The sequence below is a fragment of the Duganella guangzhouensis genome, assembly GCF_009674535.1.
GTDB lineage: Bacteria > Pseudomonadota > Gammaproteobacteria > Burkholderiales > Burkholderiaceae_D > Rugamonas > Rugamonas guangzhouensis.
In genome coordinates, this window is the sequence record NZ_WKJK01000005.1 from 173,101 (window position 1) to 188,933 (window position 15,833).

At 64.8% G+C, this 15,833-nt stretch carries 16 protein-coding genes; 6 read left to right on the forward strand and 10 right to left on the reverse strand.

All coding sequences use genetic code 11. The features are described 5' to 3' along the window. Positions 1-126: 126 nt before the first annotated feature. The 6 genes from GJ699_RS11430 (at position 127) to trxC (ending at position 6,522) form a co-directional block, all read left to right on the forward strand. Positions 127-990, forward strand: a complete 864-nt coding sequence (locus GJ699_RS11430; RefSeq protein WP_229262065.1) for a substrate-binding periplasmic protein — start codon at positions 127-129, stop codon at positions 988-990. Between the two features lie 68 nt (positions 991-1,058). Next, entirely contained in the window at positions 1,059-2,690 is a 1,632-nt protein-coding gene (locus GJ699_RS11435) for an OFA family MFS transporter (RefSeq protein WP_154376220.1), read from the forward strand. Positions 2,691-2,755: 65 nt separating this feature from the next. Continuing rightward, on the forward strand, positions 2,756-3,634 hold the full coding sequence (locus GJ699_RS11440) for an ABC transporter ATP-binding protein (RefSeq protein WP_154376222.1): 879 nt from the start codon (positions 2,756-2,758) through the stop codon (positions 3,632-3,634). Then, positions 3,631-5,199: a hypothetical protein gene (locus tag GJ699_RS11445; RefSeq protein ID WP_154376224.1), complete on the forward strand. Its 1,569-nt coding sequence runs from the start codon at positions 3,631-3,633 to the stop codon at positions 5,197-5,199. Before GJ699_RS11440 ends, GJ699_RS11445 begins: the two co-directional genes overlap by 4 nt. 117 nt (positions 5,200-5,316) lie before the next feature. Further along, positions 5,317-5,952 carry a phasin family protein gene (locus GJ699_RS11450; RefSeq protein ID WP_154376227.1) on the forward strand — a complete coding sequence of 212 codons (636 nt, stop codon included), beginning with the start codon at positions 5,317-5,319 and terminating at the stop codon, positions 5,950-5,952. A gap of 111 nt (positions 5,953-6,063) precedes the next feature. Further along, entirely contained in the window at positions 6,064-6,522 is a 459-nt protein-coding gene (trxC, locus tag GJ699_RS11455; RefSeq protein ID WP_154376668.1) for a thioredoxin TrxC, read from the forward strand. Here the strand turns inward: trxC and GJ699_RS11460 are convergent, their stop codons facing one another. The 10 genes from GJ699_RS11460 to dctP are packed head-to-tail and all read right to left on the reverse strand — an operon-like array spanning position 6,523 to position 15,812. Beyond that, on the reverse strand, positions 6,523-7,425 hold the full coding sequence (locus tag GJ699_RS11460) for an ACP S-malonyltransferase (protein WP_154376229.1): 903 nt from the start codon (positions 7,423-7,425) through the stop codon (positions 6,523-6,525). Continuing rightward, the gene (locus tag GJ699_RS11465; RefSeq protein ID WP_371867547.1) at positions 7,422-8,546 is read right to left on the reverse strand and encodes a triphosphoribosyl-dephospho-CoA synthase; all 1,125 of its coding nucleotides are present in this window, start codon (positions 8,544-8,546) and stop codon (positions 7,422-7,424) included. Before GJ699_RS11465 ends, GJ699_RS11460 begins: the two co-directional genes overlap by 4 nt. An 8-nt stretch (positions 8,547-8,554) precedes the next feature. Further along, positions 8,555-9,310, reverse strand: a complete 756-nt coding sequence (mdcG, locus tag GJ699_RS11470) for a malonate decarboxylase holo-[acyl-carrier-protein] synthase (protein ID WP_154376233.1) — start codon at positions 9,308-9,310, stop codon at positions 8,555-8,557. Continuing rightward, entirely contained in the window at positions 9,294-10,010 is a 717-nt protein-coding gene (mdcE, locus tag GJ699_RS11475) for a biotin-independent malonate decarboxylase subunit gamma (protein ID WP_154376235.1), read from the reverse strand. Before mdcE ends, mdcG begins: the two co-directional genes overlap by 17 nt. 1 nt (position 10,011) lies before the next feature. After that, positions 10,012-10,914: a biotin-independent malonate decarboxylase subunit beta gene (locus GJ699_RS11480; protein WP_154376237.1), complete on the reverse strand. Its 903-nt coding sequence runs from the start codon at positions 10,912-10,914 to the stop codon at positions 10,012-10,014. Further along, positions 10,911-11,225 carry a malonate decarboxylase acyl carrier protein gene (mdcC, locus tag GJ699_RS11485; protein WP_154376239.1) on the reverse strand — a complete coding sequence of 105 codons (315 nt, stop codon included), beginning with the start codon at positions 11,223-11,225 and terminating at the stop codon, positions 10,911-10,913. Before mdcC ends, GJ699_RS11480 begins: the two co-directional genes overlap by 4 nt. Positions 11,226-11,236: 11 nt before the next feature. Further along, a complete protein-coding gene (mdcA, locus tag GJ699_RS11490; protein WP_154376241.1) occupies positions 11,237-12,889 on the reverse strand; it encodes a malonate decarboxylase subunit alpha in 1,653 nt (550 codons plus the stop codon). Continuing rightward, the gene (locus tag GJ699_RS11495) at positions 12,890-14,239 is read right to left on the reverse strand and encodes a TRAP transporter large permease (protein ID WP_154376243.1); all 1,350 of its coding nucleotides are present in this window, start codon (positions 14,237-14,239) and stop codon (positions 12,890-12,892) included. After that, positions 14,236-14,793, reverse strand: coding sequence for a TRAP transporter small permease (locus GJ699_RS11500; protein ID WP_371867534.1), 558 nt, complete (start codon positions 14,791-14,793; stop codon positions 14,236-14,238). Before GJ699_RS11500 ends, GJ699_RS11495 begins: the two co-directional genes overlap by 4 nt. Then, positions 14,790-15,812: a TRAP transporter substrate-binding protein DctP gene (gene dctP / locus GJ699_RS11505; RefSeq protein WP_154376245.1), complete on the reverse strand. Its 1,023-nt coding sequence runs from the start codon at positions 15,810-15,812 to the stop codon at positions 14,790-14,792. The genes GJ699_RS11500 and dctP overlap by 4 nt, the downstream gene beginning before the upstream one ends. Positions 15,813-15,833 lie beyond the last annotated feature (21 nt).

The window sequence follows — 15,833 nt, forward strand, 5'->3', positions numbered from 1 at the left end:
GCCGGCCAAAATGCACGCGCTGATGAAAAATAAGGCAGATCCGTGGTGCAATCGTTCTTAATGCCTTGATAACGAGCAACATTTAGCGTACGATGAAAGTAGATTCATAAAAAGAAGTTACTTGCCATGTTATTGCCACGTCTCCTGCTGATCGCCTGCTTGTGCTGGTGTGGCGCGGCCGCCGCCACGCCACAGGCGGTGCATTACCCGCGCGTTGACGGTGACGGCGAACATGGCGATTACGGCATCGCGCTGCTGCAACTGGCGCTGGAAAAGGCTGGCGGCCATTACCGCGCCGAGCTGTCGCCGACGCGCATGCAGCAGAACCGCGCGCTGCTGGAGCTGCAGACCGGTGGCGGCCGCATCGACGTGGTCGGCACCATGACCTCGGCCGAGCGTGAAAGCAAGCTGCTGCCGGTGCGGATTCCCATGACGCGCGGCCTGATCGGCTGGCGCATCGGCCTGCTGCGCGCCGACCGCGCCGAGCTGCTGCAAGGCGTGCGCAATCTGGAAGACCTGCGACATTACGCCGCCGTCCAGGGGCACGACTGGCCGGATCTGCAAATCCTGCGCCGCAGCGGTTTGGCGGTGCAGCCGGTGACGGTCTACAACACCATGTTCGGCCTGCTGAGCGCCGGCCGCGTCGACTGGGCGCCGCGCTCGGTCAACGAGATCTGGCGCGAGGCGGCGCGCCATCCCGAACTGATCGTCGATCCCTATGTGGTGGTGCGCTATCCCACCGCCGACTATTTTTTCGTCAACCGCAGCAACCCGGCGCTGGCGGAGGAGATCCGGCGCGGACTGGAGGTCGCGTTGGTCGATGGCAGCTTTGAAAAGCTGTTCAGCTATCATTACGGCCCCCTGATTCGCCAGGCCCGGCTCGATAAACGGGTGGTTATCACCCTGCCCAATCCCTTGCTAACCCCGGAAACGCCGCTGAACCGCAAGGAATTATGGTTCACGCTGGACGACCTGAAACGGATGCCATAAAAGTTGCCCCTGTGCTATTCTTGCGCCCGGATGTTATTCGTAAGAAATACAACATGGGGAAAAAGTGAATGGCTTTGTTTGACTTTCTGGAGAAGGAACGCACCGTTGCCGGTGCCGGTTTCAATCGTTGGCTGGTGCCCCCGGCGGCGCTGGCGATCCATCTGTGCATAGGCATGGCCTATGGTTTCTCGGTGTTCTGGCTGCCGCTGTCGAAGGCGCTGGGCATCAAGGAATCGATCGCCTGCGCGGCCGATATCGGCCTGCTGGAGCGCATCCTGTCGAGCAGCTGCGACTGGCAGATTTCGATGCTGGGCTGGATGTACACCATGTTCTTCGTCTTCCTCGGCCTGGCGGCCTGGCTGTTCGGCGGCTGGCTGGAACACGCCGGTCCGCGCAAGGCCGGTGTGGTGTCGGCGGTATGCTGGTGCGGCGGCCTGGTGATCTCGGCGCTGGGCGTGTACCAGCATCAGATCTGGCTGATGTGGCTGGGGTCCGGCGTGATCGGCGGTATCGGTCTGGGCCTGGGCTATATCTCGCCGGTGTCGACCTTGATTAAATGGTTCCCGGACCGTCGCGGCATGGCGACCGGCATGGCCATCATGGGCTTTGGCGGCGGCGCCATGATCGGCGCGCCACTGGCCGACAAGCTGATGAAATTCTTCGCCACCCCGGATTCGGTGGGCGTGTGGCAAACCTTCCTGGTGATGGCCGCGATCTACTTCGTGTTCATGATGGCCGGCGCGCTGGCTTACCGCGTGCCGCCGACCGGCTGGAAACCGGCCGGCTGGACGCCGCCGGCCACCAATGCCAACACCATGATCACCACCCGCCACGTCCACGCCAGCAAGGTGTGGGGTATTCCGCAGTTCTGGCTGGTGTGGCTGGTGCTGTGCCTGAACGTGACGGCCGGTATCGGCATTCTGGGCATGGCTTCGCCACTGCTGCAGGAAATCTTCGGCGGCCAGCTGCTGGGCGTGGCCGTGGCCTTCAATGAGCTGACCACCGCGCAGAAGGCGCAGATCGCGGCGATCGCGGCCGGCTTCACCGGTCTGCTGTCGCTGTTCAATATCGGCGGCCGCTTTGTCTGGGCCTCGTGCTCGGACTTCCTGGGCCGCAAAGTCACCTACGGCATCTTCTTCGTGCTGGGCTTTGCGCTGTACGCGTCGATTCCATCGATGGCGCACGGTGGCCAACTGGCGCTGTTCGTCGGCTTCTTCTGCATCATCCTGTCGATGTATGGCGGCGGCTTCGCCACCGTGCCAGCCTACCTGGCCGACTTGTTCGGCACGCAGATGGTGGGCGCCATCCACGGTCGCCTGCTGACCGCGTGGTCGGCGGCCGGCGTGTTCGGTCCGCTGGTGGTCAACTACGTGCGCGAATATCAGATCGAACACGGCGTGCCGAAGGCGCAGGCGTACGACATCACCATGTACGTGCTGGCCGGCTTGCTGGTGGCGGGCCTGATCTGCAACCTGCTGGTGCGTCCAGTGGCCGACAAGCACTTCATGAGCGACAAGGAACTGGCGGACGAGAAGCGCCTGGCGCATGAGCGCGACGCGGCTGCCGCCAATGGCAACGTGGTGGCGTCGAACGGCGTCACCAGCCCGCTGACGGTGGCGCTGGCCTGGCTGGCGGTCGGCATCCCGCTGGCGATCGGCATCGTGCTGACCATCCAAAAGGCAGCTGTGCTTTTTAAATAACAAAGCTTAGAATAAGTTTCCAGCTTACGGGGCCGGTAGCGGCCCCGTTTTTATTTAGGGATGCCATGCTCGAATTACGCCATGTTGTGAAGACCTATGGGAAGAACGTCCGCGCGGTGGACGATGTCAGTGTGCAGCTGCCGGCCGGCGTGGTCGGGCTGGTCGGCCATAACGGCGCCGGCAAAACCACGCTGATGCAGATGATCGCCACCATCAGCAAGCCGACCAGCGGCCAGATCCTGCTGGACGACGTCGACATCGTACGCCAGCCGGAGGCGATGCGCGCGCGGCTGGGCTTTCTGCCGCAGGACTTTGGCGTGTATCCCAATTTGAGCGCGCTGGAATTCATGCAGTACTTCGCGGCGCTGAAGGGTGTACGCGACCCGGCCCGCATCCGCCGCCTGCTGGAACTGGTCAATCTGCACGATCACGCGCACAAGCAGGCGGCCGGTTTTTCCGGCGGCATGCGGCGCCGGCTCGGCATCGCGCAGGCGCTGCTCAACGATCCGGATGTGCTGATCGTTGACGAGCCGACCGCCGGCCTCGATCCGGAAGAGCGGCTGCGCTTCCGCCACCTGCTATCGGAAATCGGCTTCCGCAAGCTGGTGATGGTGTCGACCCATATCGTGTCCGATATTGAAAACATGGCGAGCCGGCTGGCCATCATGAACAACGGCCGTCTGGTGGCCTGCGACACGCCGGACAGCTTCGTGCAGCGCGCCCGTGGCCAGGTATGGTCGGTGACGGTAGCGCCGCAGGATTACGAGACGTTGCGCGCGCAGGTGCAGGTGCTGCAGGCGCAACACCATGCGCAAGGCATCACGCTGCGCATCGCCCATCCCACGCCGCCGCTGGCCGAGGCGGTGCCGGCCGAACCGACGCTGGAAGAAGCGCTGATGACGCAACGCTATGCGCTGCGCGAGCGCATGGACGCGGCGGCATGAGGGCGGCGGTCATCGGAACACTGCTGCTGACCGAGGTGCGGCTGCGCATGCGGCGCGGCGGCACGCTGGCGGCGGTGCTGGCGTTGATCGTGCTGACCTGGTTGATGGTGGGCGATCCGTCGCGCGGCCAGGCGATGATCGTCAGCGACGATGCGCGCGTGGCCTACACCAGCAGCGCGCTGGCGATCGGCAGCGCCGCGCTGACGGGCTTGTTCTTCGGCCTGGCCGGCTTTTATCTGGCACGCGGCCGCATGGGCGAGGACGTGCGCAGCGGTCTGGGCGCCGTCATGGCCGCCACGCCGCTCGGTTCCGCGACTTTTCTGCTGGCGCGCTGGCTGGGCAATGTGGCGTATCTGTGCGGCCTGCTGCTGATCTTCCTGGCCACCATGCTGGTGCTGCACGGCTTGCGCGGCGAAGGACCGGTGCGGTTGGGCGTCTACCTGCAAACCTATGCGCTGGTGCTGCTGCCGCTGGTGCTGTTCACCGCCTCGATGGTGCTGCTGTTTGAAGCGTGGTCGCCGCTGATGGGCAAGGGCGGCGACGTGCTGTATTTTGTGCTGAGCATGGCGCAGCTCAGCGCCGGCGCCGTCGCCACGGCAGGACACAGCGGCTGGACGCCGTGGCTCTTGCTGGACTTTTCCGGTATCGGCGCCGTCATTGGGGCGGTGCAGCGGGTGCTGCCATCGCAAGGCCTGGTGATCGGTGGCGGCGAGTTCGATCCAGCGCGCGCGGCGCTGCTGTTGCCGGACGGCTTATGGAGCGTGCAGACGGTCGCCACCCGGATCGGTTGCGCACTGATCGCCGTGCTGCCGTTGCTGCTGGCGCTGCCGTTGTTCCATCGCTTTTCGCCGGATAGGGTGAAGGCGCGCGCGGCCGGCCAGGGCTGGTCGCCGCTGGCGCTGCTGAACCGCTGGTTGCGTCCCTGCGCGCGGCTGGCGCGGCCGCTGTTGCCGCTGGCGGCGCGCGTGCCCGGCGTCGGTGGCCAGGCGCTGGCCTTGCTGGCGCTGGTGCTGCTGTCGAATCCGGCGGCGTCTCTGACGGCACTGGTGCTGCTGGCGCTGGGCTGCGGTGTGGCCGACGCGGCGCTCGGGCCGTTGCTGATCGCGGCGATGCTGGTCTGGGGCGTGCTGGTCAGCGAAATCAGCGTGCGCGATGGGCAGCACGATGTCGATGCGCTTAATGCGGCGGCGCCCGGCGGCCGACTGCGCGCGTATGTGGCGCAGTGGCTGGCGTCCTGCCTGCTGGCGCTGCTGTTCACCGCGCCGGTGCTGCTGCGCTGGCTGTTGCACGCGCCGTTACGCGCGGCCGCGCTGGTCTGCGGCGTGTGGGCGCTGGCGGCCGCAGCTGGCGTGCTCGGCGGCCTGACTCGCACCTCACGTGCCTTCCTCGCGCTGTTTCTATTTGCTATGTACGTGGCCACGCAGGCGCGCGGCGTGGCGGCGCTGGATGTGACCGGTTTCAATGGTGCGGCCACGCTGCCTTCGGTCACCGGCTATTTGCTGACGGCGTGCGCATTGCTGGCGCTCGGTGGCTGGCTGGAGCGGTGGCGACAGGTCGGAAAGTAGGTCACGTTTGACAAAGATCAAACGTGACAAATCGAGCTAACGTAGCCTTGACGTTCGCGCTGCTTTCGGCGGCGTGGACCCATTTACTCCCAAGGCACTTAACTTTCGAGGCAATCTATGTATCCATTTTCCCAAACTGTCAGCCCAGCAGCAAAGACCCATCTGGAAGCGCAACTGTCGTTCTTCAACGACTTGTCCAAGTCGCTGTTTCACACCGTTCAGCAATACAGCGACCTGAACATCCAATTGGCGCAGACCCTGCTGGAAGAAACTACGCAGGCTGGCCAGCAGGTCATCACCGCCCATCGCCCCACCGAGGCGATCGCTGCGGCCGCCGCGCATGCTCAGCCAACGGCTGAAAAACTGCGCGCCTATCAGCAGCATCTGTCGCGGATTGCCGCCGATACCCATGTCGATCTGTCCAAGGTGGCGGAAGAGCACGTGCAGGAAACCAGCCGCACCGCCAAGGCGTTGGCCGATGAGGTGGCGCGTGTGACGTCGGAAGAAACGGAAAAGACCTTGCGCAGCCACCAGGACGCGGTGGAGAAATTCACCGATCCCTTCCGCACCGATGGCGCCCGCCAGTCGCGCGGCAACGAAGTGCGCGGTAGCCAATCGCTGCAAAGCGGTCAGAACGGTTCCGAAGGCCGCGAAAGCGGCAACCTCCAAGGCGGCCAGGCCACCCAGGCCCAAACCGCCGCGCAAGCCGCCACCCAAGCCAGCAAGCAGACTGGCGCTCGTAAAGAGACCTGATCTCGATCATCCGTAGCGCCCACTTTTGCCGCGCCCGCGAAGTTGTTTCGCAAGGCGCGGCATTTTTTTTGTCGGTGGATTATCATGTCGAGCTTGTTGCAGGAGATGATGATGACCAATTCGACCAACCCGCAGCCAGAGTCGCTGCATATTGTGTGTCCGCATTGCGATGCGGTGAACCGGGTGCCGACGGCCAAGCTGGCGGCGCAGCCGGTGTGCGGCAAATGTCAAAAGGCGTTGTTCACCGGTGCGCCGGTGGACTTGAGCAGCGCGCGCTTCCTCAAGCAGATTGAGCGTAGCGATATTCCTGTGCTGGTGGATTTCTGGGCGCCGTGGTGCGGGCCGTGCCGGACCATGGCGCCGTTTTACGCGCAGGCCACGCAGCGGCTGGAGCCGCAGTTCCGTGTGGTGAAGGTGGATACCGAGCAGGCGCAGGATCTGGCGGCGCGTTATGCGATCCGCAGCATTCCGACGCTGGCGCTGTTCAAGCACGGGCGCGAGGTGGCGCGTCAGCCGGGCGCGATGGATGCGCAGAATATCGTCGCCTGGGCGCTGCAGAACAATCGCTGATTATTCTTCGCAGGCGCGTTCCAGCCATTTGCGGATGCCGTCCAGCGTGCGGAAATCGGCCACGGAGCGGGTCTGAATGTGTGGATGGCGGTTTTGCAGCATCTTGGCGAGAGCGCTGCCGGGACCGAGTTCAAGCGCGACCGTGATGCCGGCTTCGGCGGCGGCATCCATGCAGGCCAGCCAGTGGATGGTTTGCGCCAGCTGGCGCGAGAGGGTGTCGATGGCGGCGTCGCGGCTGCTCACCGGCGTAGCGCTGATGCCGGCCAGGACCGGGATGTCGATGTGGCCGAACGCGGCTGCGCTCAGCGCCTGCGCGAACGGCTGCACGGCGCTTTGCATGTAGGGCGTGTGCGATGCCACTTCCACCGGCAGGCGTTTGCTGCGCGCGCCGGCTGCTTCGATGGTCAGCTGCAGTGCGTCTGCCTGTGCGGCGGGACCGCCGGCAATGCAGGTGTCTTCGCCGGTTTCGATGCCGATGTGGTAGTCGTAGCTGGCAGCCATTGTGCTGGCGCTGGCGAGCGGCAGGCCGGTGATAGTCAGCAGGGTCTGGCCGGGGTGGGTTTGCTGGCATTGATCCATCAGCGCGGCGCGTTGGGCCGCCAGGGCAAGGGCATCGTCTGCGGTGATTGCGCCTGCAACCCCGTAAGCGGATAGTTCGCCGATGCTGTAGCCGGCCACCAGCGCAGGAGCCGGCGCGAAATCGCGGATGGCTTCCCACATGGCCAGCGTGGCCGCAACGATCAGTGGTTGGGCGATGCGGTTGGCATAGATGTCACCGCTGGTGCTGGTCGGCAGGCGGTCGAGCAGGACGCTGGCGGCGGGGCTGGTGCGGGCCAGGTCGAACATGGCCGGATGCTGGTCGCCCTGACCGGGGCACAGTAACAGCAGGCGTGCACGGCTCATGGCTGATCCAGTGTGGCCAGCGATTGCACGAAGCAGCAGGCGGCAAGCAGATCGGCCGCACCGCCGGGTGACAGCCGGTGCCGCATGAAGGTGTGATGGCCGGCGAGGGCGGTCGCGTGCCAGTTGGCGTGGGCGGTGCCGCCTTGGGCGAGAAAATGCGTCGCGTGTTCGCGGACGATTTGTGCGCCTTGCGGGCCGGCGCGGTGATAGACGTTGCTGTCGCTGATGTGTGCCATCAGCGCGTACAGCGTATCGATGCGCTGCTCAACGATGCCGGCGCCGCGCCGACGTGAAGCCAGCAGCGCCGGCATGCCGATCTCAAATACCGACGGCAACCCCAGCGCCCCTTCCTCGCGCGCGCCACTCACCGCATACCGCGCCGCCACCCGCAAGCCATTGCTCAGCGATGCTGAGCGCGCGAGACCGCCGCCCGCAACGTTACCCTCCGCGCGAGCCGGCTGCGCGTCCACGCCCCGAGCGGCGATGCCCCAAGCGAAGGCGGTTGCGATACCTGCCTCCGTCGCCGCAGGCCCGACGCCAACGGCCGTCGTTTGCGCCAGTGGCACAGCGGACGCGGCTCGCGTCGCCTCGGCGCTCGTGGCTGGCGCAGCGTGGTGGGCGAGTTCTTCGCCCCAGCGGATCAGCAGCGCGGCGCGCAGGGCGGCGGGCGTCATCGGTGTGCCTTGGGCGCGGGCGCGGCCGGCGGTGGCGCACAGCAGGCCGAGGCTGAAGATCGCGCCGCGATGCGTGTTGATGCCGCGCGTCGCGCGCAGCATTGCCGTCTCTGCCGCGATGCCCAACTGCTTGAGCTGCGCAAACGGCGCATCGTTCAATCCTGCCAAACAGATTTTTTTAAAGTAGTGCCGCAACGCGAACATGCTGCGCATGAAAGTACCCGCGTCCATATCGTCATGGCTACCCGTGTCCACCGGTGACACCAGTCCCGGCTTCGGATACAGGCACAACTCCGCGTGCAAACTACGCACCGCCAGTCGCGCCACCTCGCCCGCAAACACCAGCTTCGCGGCCTGATTCAGACGCGGTGCCAGCGCGCGCGCCACGCTTTTGGCGCCGCTGGCGGACTCGCGTCCTGGTGCCTGCCAGGATTCGTCCTGCATCATCCGTCGCATCAGCGATCCTCCAGCAGCGCGAGCAGCGACGCCGTATCGGCCAGCCGCACCGCCTGCATATCCTTGACCAGCACTTTTGCTGGATGCCGCATCGCCATCCGCCACTCCTTCCACGACACCGCCTGCCCGCCGGGGAACACGATCTCGCCATCCAGCGGTAAAAGTTCCTCATACCGCGTCAGCAGCGCCAGCGCGTGATCCAATTGCTGCCGGCCGGACGGCTCGAACAGCACATCAATATCCGAAGTTGGCGACACATACTGCAAGCCAGTCAGCGACTGCATCGCCAGCGAACCGTAAACGCGCAGCGACGGCACAGCGTCGCACAACGCCGCAAGACCATCACGCCACACACCAGCAGTGGACAGCGTGTCGCGCAGTGCGATCGGCGGCGTGCGGCGCACAACGTCCGCTGTGCGCGCGCGCAAGGCGATGCGCAGCTTTGTGCCGCTGACAGCATCCGGCGGCAGCGGCAGGCCGAGGCAGACTTCGTCGACGTCGGCGTCGGCGTCGGCGTCGGCAGCATCGGCAGCGGCAGCGGGGCCGGTGCCGGCCCCGGCCCCGGCCCCGGCGTTCGCATCGGCGTGGGCGTCATGACGACGCACCACCACCGGCCAGTCGTGACGACGCCACAAAGCCAGGCCGGCGAGATGCGCTGCCGGCGCGGCGTCGATGGCCGCTTGCCAGCCAGCGTCGCTCAGCCACACCAGCATGTGCCGCGCGATGGGCGTCAGACTGTCAGCCACGAACGACATCGCCACCCGACAGCACCGCATCGATCACCGGTTGCGCCAACCGCCGCCCGCCGCGCTGCAAGCCCAGCGCACTACGCTTATCGCCACTACGCTGCTGCGCCAGCGAAGCTCGCAACTGCGCCGCCAGATCACCCTCCCAGATCGACTCCACACCACCCATGCGCAGATAATTCTCCGGCCCTGGCGCAAACACCGGATTACTCTCCGCCAGCTCGGTCAGCAATTCTTCCGGCACCTTGGTGATGCGCGCCATCGCCGGCAATCCCATCACGCGTATCGTCGCATCAGGCAGTGCGTGACAGGCATCCGCCATCAAACCACTGGTGATAAAGCCGCCCGACAGAGCCTGGTCATAAACCAGACCGATGATCTTGTGCCCCTTGCGCCGCGCCAGATCCACGCACTTGCCCAGGTGCGCCATGTAGCTGTTAATGCCCAACATCTCATCGCGATGGCGCAGACGCTGGCCCTGTGTATCAATCAGCATCAGAATAGGCCGGCCTGGGAAATCCCGCACCGTGCCCAGAATCGCCTTGGCCTGCGCCAGCGCGATCTCCACGCCGATCGGCGTGTGACCGGTAGTGCCGATCACCGCCACCGTTTGCCCATCCACCTGGGCCGCGCCACTTAGAAAATCATCCCGCTCGACGATGGTATGCCCCTCGGGGAACAGCGTCTCTGCCAGTTTTTTCCAATCCATCTCAGACTCCCTGGCGGCGCGTTGCCGCCGCCGCGATAAAGCTGTCCACGTCCAGCATGGGGATATTGGCCGCATCCGGCATCTGCATCGTCGTCCAGATGTCGACCGGATCGGGCAGGGCGCCGTAATTCTGCAGGCGCGCTTCCAGCATGCGCTGCTCGGCTTCCAATGCTTCCAGTGTCAAACCGGTCGGCTGGCCGGCCAGCGTGGCCACCGCCTCTTGCGCGGCGATGCGGAAGGCTGCCACATCGTCGGCCACGATGCGCTGGCAGTCACCCAGCAGATAACGATGCTTGCCGCCCGAGGTGCGCCACACCAGCGCACGGTCGCGCGAATCGAATTCCTCCACGCCGTTGGCGGTTTCGATTACCTCCGGACCGGACATCGCGAGACGACCTTCCTCCGACATCACCACCACATTCGCGCAACGCGTGACGATACCCATGCCACCAAACGCGCCATTGGCGCCGCCCACCAGCGCGATCACCGGAATGCCGGCATCGCGCGCGTCGAGCAGGGCGCGCATCACCTCGGAGACGGCGATCAGGCCAGCATTGGCTTCGTGCAGCCGCACGCCGCCGGATTCCACCAACAGCACCACTGCGGCCACCCGGTCGGCAATCGCTTTGCGCAGCAGGCCAACCAGCTTGGCGCCATGTACCTCGCCGACCGCACCACCCATGAAAGCACCTTCCTGCGCCGCCACGTACACCGGAACGCCGCCCAGCAGCGCGCGGCCGATCGCCACGCCGTCGTCAAACGCCACCGGCGCGTTCAACTGCGCCAGATGCGGGCTGGTGACGCGCTTCGCCGGTGGGATGAATTCCTCAAAACTGCCGGCGTCGAACAAAAGCTGCAGGCGTTCGCGCGCAGTCGCTTCCTGATAGCTGACGGGGCGGCTCATGCGGCGTCTCCCAGCATGGTTTGCACCGCCTGGTCGAGGCGCAGGCTGACCACGGCCGGCGTCGCGCCCATGTCGTTGATCGAGATGCGGGTGTCGGCCAGCAGCCAACGCTGGTGGAAGTCGCTCATCACCGCTTCCCAGATCGCGCCAAAGCCGACGGCGGCGGTACTGATCTCGATGGTGCAGGCGCCGTCCAGCGCGGCCGGCTCGATCAGCACTTCCAGATTACCCGAGCCGACCACACCCACCACCTCCGGTGCTGCGTTCAGGCGGCGGGTGCCGTCTTCAAATCGATAGTTCAGAGTTTCCATGTTCGTGCTCCTTACCAGTTGCGGAAACGCTTGGGCGGGTTGTACAAACCGCCCGATGCGCGCACCAGGTCTTTCATATTGCGGGCCGCCAGCAGGTCGCGCGTGGCGAGCCGCTTGTCGATGCCCAGATCCTCGGCACGGGTGATGATGCCGCGGTCACGCAGATTCTCCACCATGCGCTTGTCGCGCCCCAGACCCACCGGCGTGTATCCGGCCACGCCGCGTATCGCCTGCTCGCGCTCCTCGTCGGTGCGGCACAGCAGCAGATTGGCGATGCCTTCCTCGGTCAGGATGTGGGTGACATCGTCACCATAGATCATCACCGGCGGAATCGCCATCTTGGCCTGCTCCATCAGCGTCCACGCATCCAGCTTCTCGACGAAGGCCGGTTGCATATGCTCGCGGAAGGTCTCCACCATCTGCACCACCAGCTTCTGGCCGCGAGGGATGGTGTTACGGCCGGCGCGCGCCTGTTCGCCCGCCTTGAGCCACGCAGGACTGGCATGACGCCGTCCACGCGCATCCGCCCCCATATTGGAAGCGCCGCCAAAGCCGGAGATGCGGCCCGCCGTCGCGGTCGACGAATTGCCTTGCAAATCGATCTGCAAAGTCGAGCCGATGAACATGTCGCAGGCATAGTGGCCAGCGGCCTGGCACATGGCGCGGTTGCTGCGCATGGTGCCATCGGGGCCGATCGCAAACACGTCCGGCCGCGCGTGGATGTATTCCTCCATGCCCAGCTCCGAACCGAACGAGTGCACCGAACTGACGAAGCCCGCCTCAATCGCCGGGATCAGCGCCGGATGCGGATTCAGCGCCCAATGCTTGCCGATCTTGCCGCGCAAGCCCAACGACTCCGCATAGGTCGGCAGCAGCAGCTCGATGGCCGCCGTGTCGAAGCCAATGCCGTGATTCAGGCGCTGCACCTCGTATTCAGCGTAGATGCCTTTGATGGCCATCATCGCCATCAGCACCTGAATCTCCGAAATCTGCGCCGGGTCGCGCGTGAACAGCGGTTCGATATAGTAGGGGCGTGGCGACTGCACCACGAAGTCGACCCAATCGCCCGGCACGTCGACGCGCGGCACCGTGTCCACCACTTTGTTCACCTGGACGATGACGATGCCCTGCTTGAACGCGGTCGCCTCCACGATGGCCGGCGTGTCCTCGGTGTTCGGGCCGGTGTACAGATTACCGTGACGGTCCGCCGCCTCCGCCGCGATCAAACAAACACGCGGCGGCAGATCGATGAAGTAGCGGCTGAACAGCTCCAGGTAAGTGTGGATGGCGCCGATATTCAGCTTGCCGGCTGACGCCAGCCGCGCCACCCGCGCCGCCTGCGGGCCGGAGAACGAGAAGTCCAGCTTGGAGGCGACGCCACGCTCGAAGACATCCAGATGCTCCGGCAGCGCCAGCACTGACTGCAGCATGTGCAGGTTGTTGACGCGCGCCGCATCGAGATTGGCCAGCGCATGGCCGAGGAAATCGGCCTGCTTCTGGTTATTCCCTTCGAGGCAAACGCGGTCGCCGCATTCGACGACCGCATGCAGCAGATCGGCGATGCGCACCGCCGGCAGGCTTTTGCCGTCCAGCGAGTTGCCTAGTGCCGCGCGGGCGCGCTGCAGTCGCGCATCGCGATTTTGCTGCAAGGTGTTCCAGGACATTTATTTAGCTCCCATAATCATGTCAGGCAGGCCGGTGGCGATGGACGGGAAGAAGCATAGCAGCAGCACCGCCAGCACCATCAGCAGCAGGAAGGGGAACACGCCCCAGATCACATCCTTCAAAGGAATGTCCGGCGCGATGTTCTTGATGACGAATATATTCAGTCCCACTGGCGGGTGGATCAACCCCATCTCCATCACCACCGTCATCACGATGCCGAACCAGATCAGGTCAAAGCCGGCTTCGCGCAGCGGCGGCAGGATAATCGGCGCCGTCATCAGGATGATGGAGACCGGCGGCAGGAAGAAGCCGAACACCACCACCATCAACAGTATCACCGCCAGCAGCACCCATTTCGACAGGTGCATGCTGACCACCCAGGCGGCGGCCGATTGGCTGATGTGCAGGTAGCTCATCACGTACGAATACAGCAGCGACATGCCGATAATCAGCAGCAGCATGGTGGATTCGCGGATTGACGAGCCGAGAATCGGCGACAGGTCTTTCGGCTTCCACACGCCGTAGATCACGGCCAGCAGGACCAACGCCAACAGCGCGCCCAGGCCGGCGGTTTCGGATGGCGTGGCGAAGCCGCCGTACAGCGCCACCATCACGCCGATCAGCAGCACGATGAAGGGCAGCACGCGCGGCAGCATTTCCACTTTTTCCTTCAGCGTGAAATGCTCGTCTTCCAGATAGGCCGATTTCTCGCCGCCTTTCTGGTAGATGTCCAGCGCCAGATGGTATTCCTTGCGGGCGCGGTAGACGGCGTAGCCGGCAAACAGCACCACCAACAGGATGCCTGGACCTATCCCGGCCAGGAACAAGCGGCCCAGCGACTGCTCGGCCGCCACCGCATACAGAATCATGGTGATCGATGGCGGCAGCAGAATGCCCAGCGTGCCGCCGGCCGCGATGATGCCGGCGGCGAAGCCCGGCGAGTAGCCGCGCTTGCGCATCTCAGGGATGCCGGCCGAGCCGATGGCCGAGCAGGTGGCCGGCGACGAACCGGCCATGGCGGCGAACAGCGCGCAGGCAAACACGTTGGCGATGCCGAGACCACCGGGGATCTTGTGCATCCAGGTGTGGATCGCCGAGTACAAGTCCTTGCCCGCCGGTGATTTGCCGATGGCCGCGCCCTTCAGAATAAACAGCGGAATCGACAGTAGTGTGATCGACGCCATCTCTTCGTAGACGTTCTGCGTGATCGTGTCCAGCGAGGAGGGCGGCATGAAGAAGTACATAAAGCCGGTGGCGACCACGCCCAGCGCGAATGCGATCGGCATCCCGGAGAACATCACCACCAGCGTTACGGCGCCGTACAGCGCGCCCAAGGTCAGATCGCTCATGCCGCACGCTCCGCTTTGTTGGTGAGACGGGCCAGGGTTTGCAGCAGCAGTTGCATTGTCAGCAGCGTCATGCCGGCGGCCATCATCGAGTAGGGTATCCACAGCGGTGGCGCAAACGTCGAGGAGGTGGTCTGGCCGTCGACCCAGGCTTCATGGAACAGCAGCCACGATTTCCAGGTGAAGAAGGCGACAAACAGCAGCGACACCAGGTCCACGATGAACAGGCGCACCGCGTTGACGCGGCGCGGCAGCAAGCCGGCCAGCGCCTCGATGCCGATGTGGCCACGGTGGTACTGCACGTAGGCGGTGCAGAAGAAGGTGACGCCGACCAGCATGAACACCGACGCTTCATCCTGCCAGTCGGTGGGCGCCTGGAAGAAGTAGCGCGACACCACCGAGTAAGTCAGCACCAGAGCGGTCAGCACCAGCGCGATCATCGATAGCGTCATCAGCAGGCGATTCAGCTTGTCCAGCGCCGCTGTCAGTGCCGCGACGATGGCATTGTCCGGCGGCGCCGGGCCGCGCGGCGGCTGCAGTTCTACGCCGTGGCTCACAGCGTTTTCTCCGCCAGTTTAAGCAGGTTGGCGCAGCTGGCGTTTTTCTCGCCGTAGTCCTTCCAGGCGGTGGCGCGGGCGATGGCCTGCCACTTTTTCAGCGCGGCGGGATTCATGTCAGCCACCTTGGCGCCGGCTTTCTGGTAGACGGTGGCGACTTGCTGGTCGTCTTCCTTCGACGATTTGAGCGCGAAGGCTTCCAGCTCGGCGCCCACGGTCAGGATCAACTGCTGCTGGTCTTTCGGCAGACGGTCGAATATGGCCTTGGACATCATCAGCGGCTCCAGCATGAACCAGTAGGAGCCGGCACGGCCGGTGGTCAGCGCCTTCGATACTTCTTCGAGGCGGAACGAGATCAGCGAGGTGGAGGAGGTCAGCGCCGCTTCCATCGCGCCGGTCTGCATGGCGGCGTAGATTTCATTCGACGGCAGCGTCACCACGGCGGCGCCAGCGGCCTTCAGCATCAGGTCCATTTCGCGCGAGCCGCCACGGATCTTCATGCCTTTGGCGTCTCCCGGATCGATCACCGGCTTGGTGCGCGAGGCCATGCCGCCGGCCTGCCAGATCCAGCTGACCATGATGATGCCTTTTTCGTTCAGGATGCGATTCAGCTCCTTGCCCACTTCCGCGTTCTTCCAGCTGTAGGCTTGGTCGTAGGAGGTGACCAGGCCTGGCATCAGGCCGATGTTCACTTCCGGGACTTCGCCGCCGGCGTACGACAGCGGCACCAGCGACAGGTCCAGCGCACCTTTGCGCATGGCCGAGAACTGGGCATTGGTCTTCATCAGCGAAGAGCCGGGATAGATGGAAAACTTGAGCGCGCCCTTGGAGCGCTTTTCGACTTCGGCCGCAAACATGCGGGTCAGGCGGTCGCGGAAATCGCCTTCGGTCACGGTGCCGCCGGGGAACTGGTGCGAGATCTTAAGCCCGGTCTGGGCCCAGGCCGGTAGCGACAACAGGGGGCTGGCTGCCAGTGCTGCGAGGGATGCTAGTGCGGTCCTGCGGGTGGTAACAGTCATACGTCCTCCAAGGGGTTGATG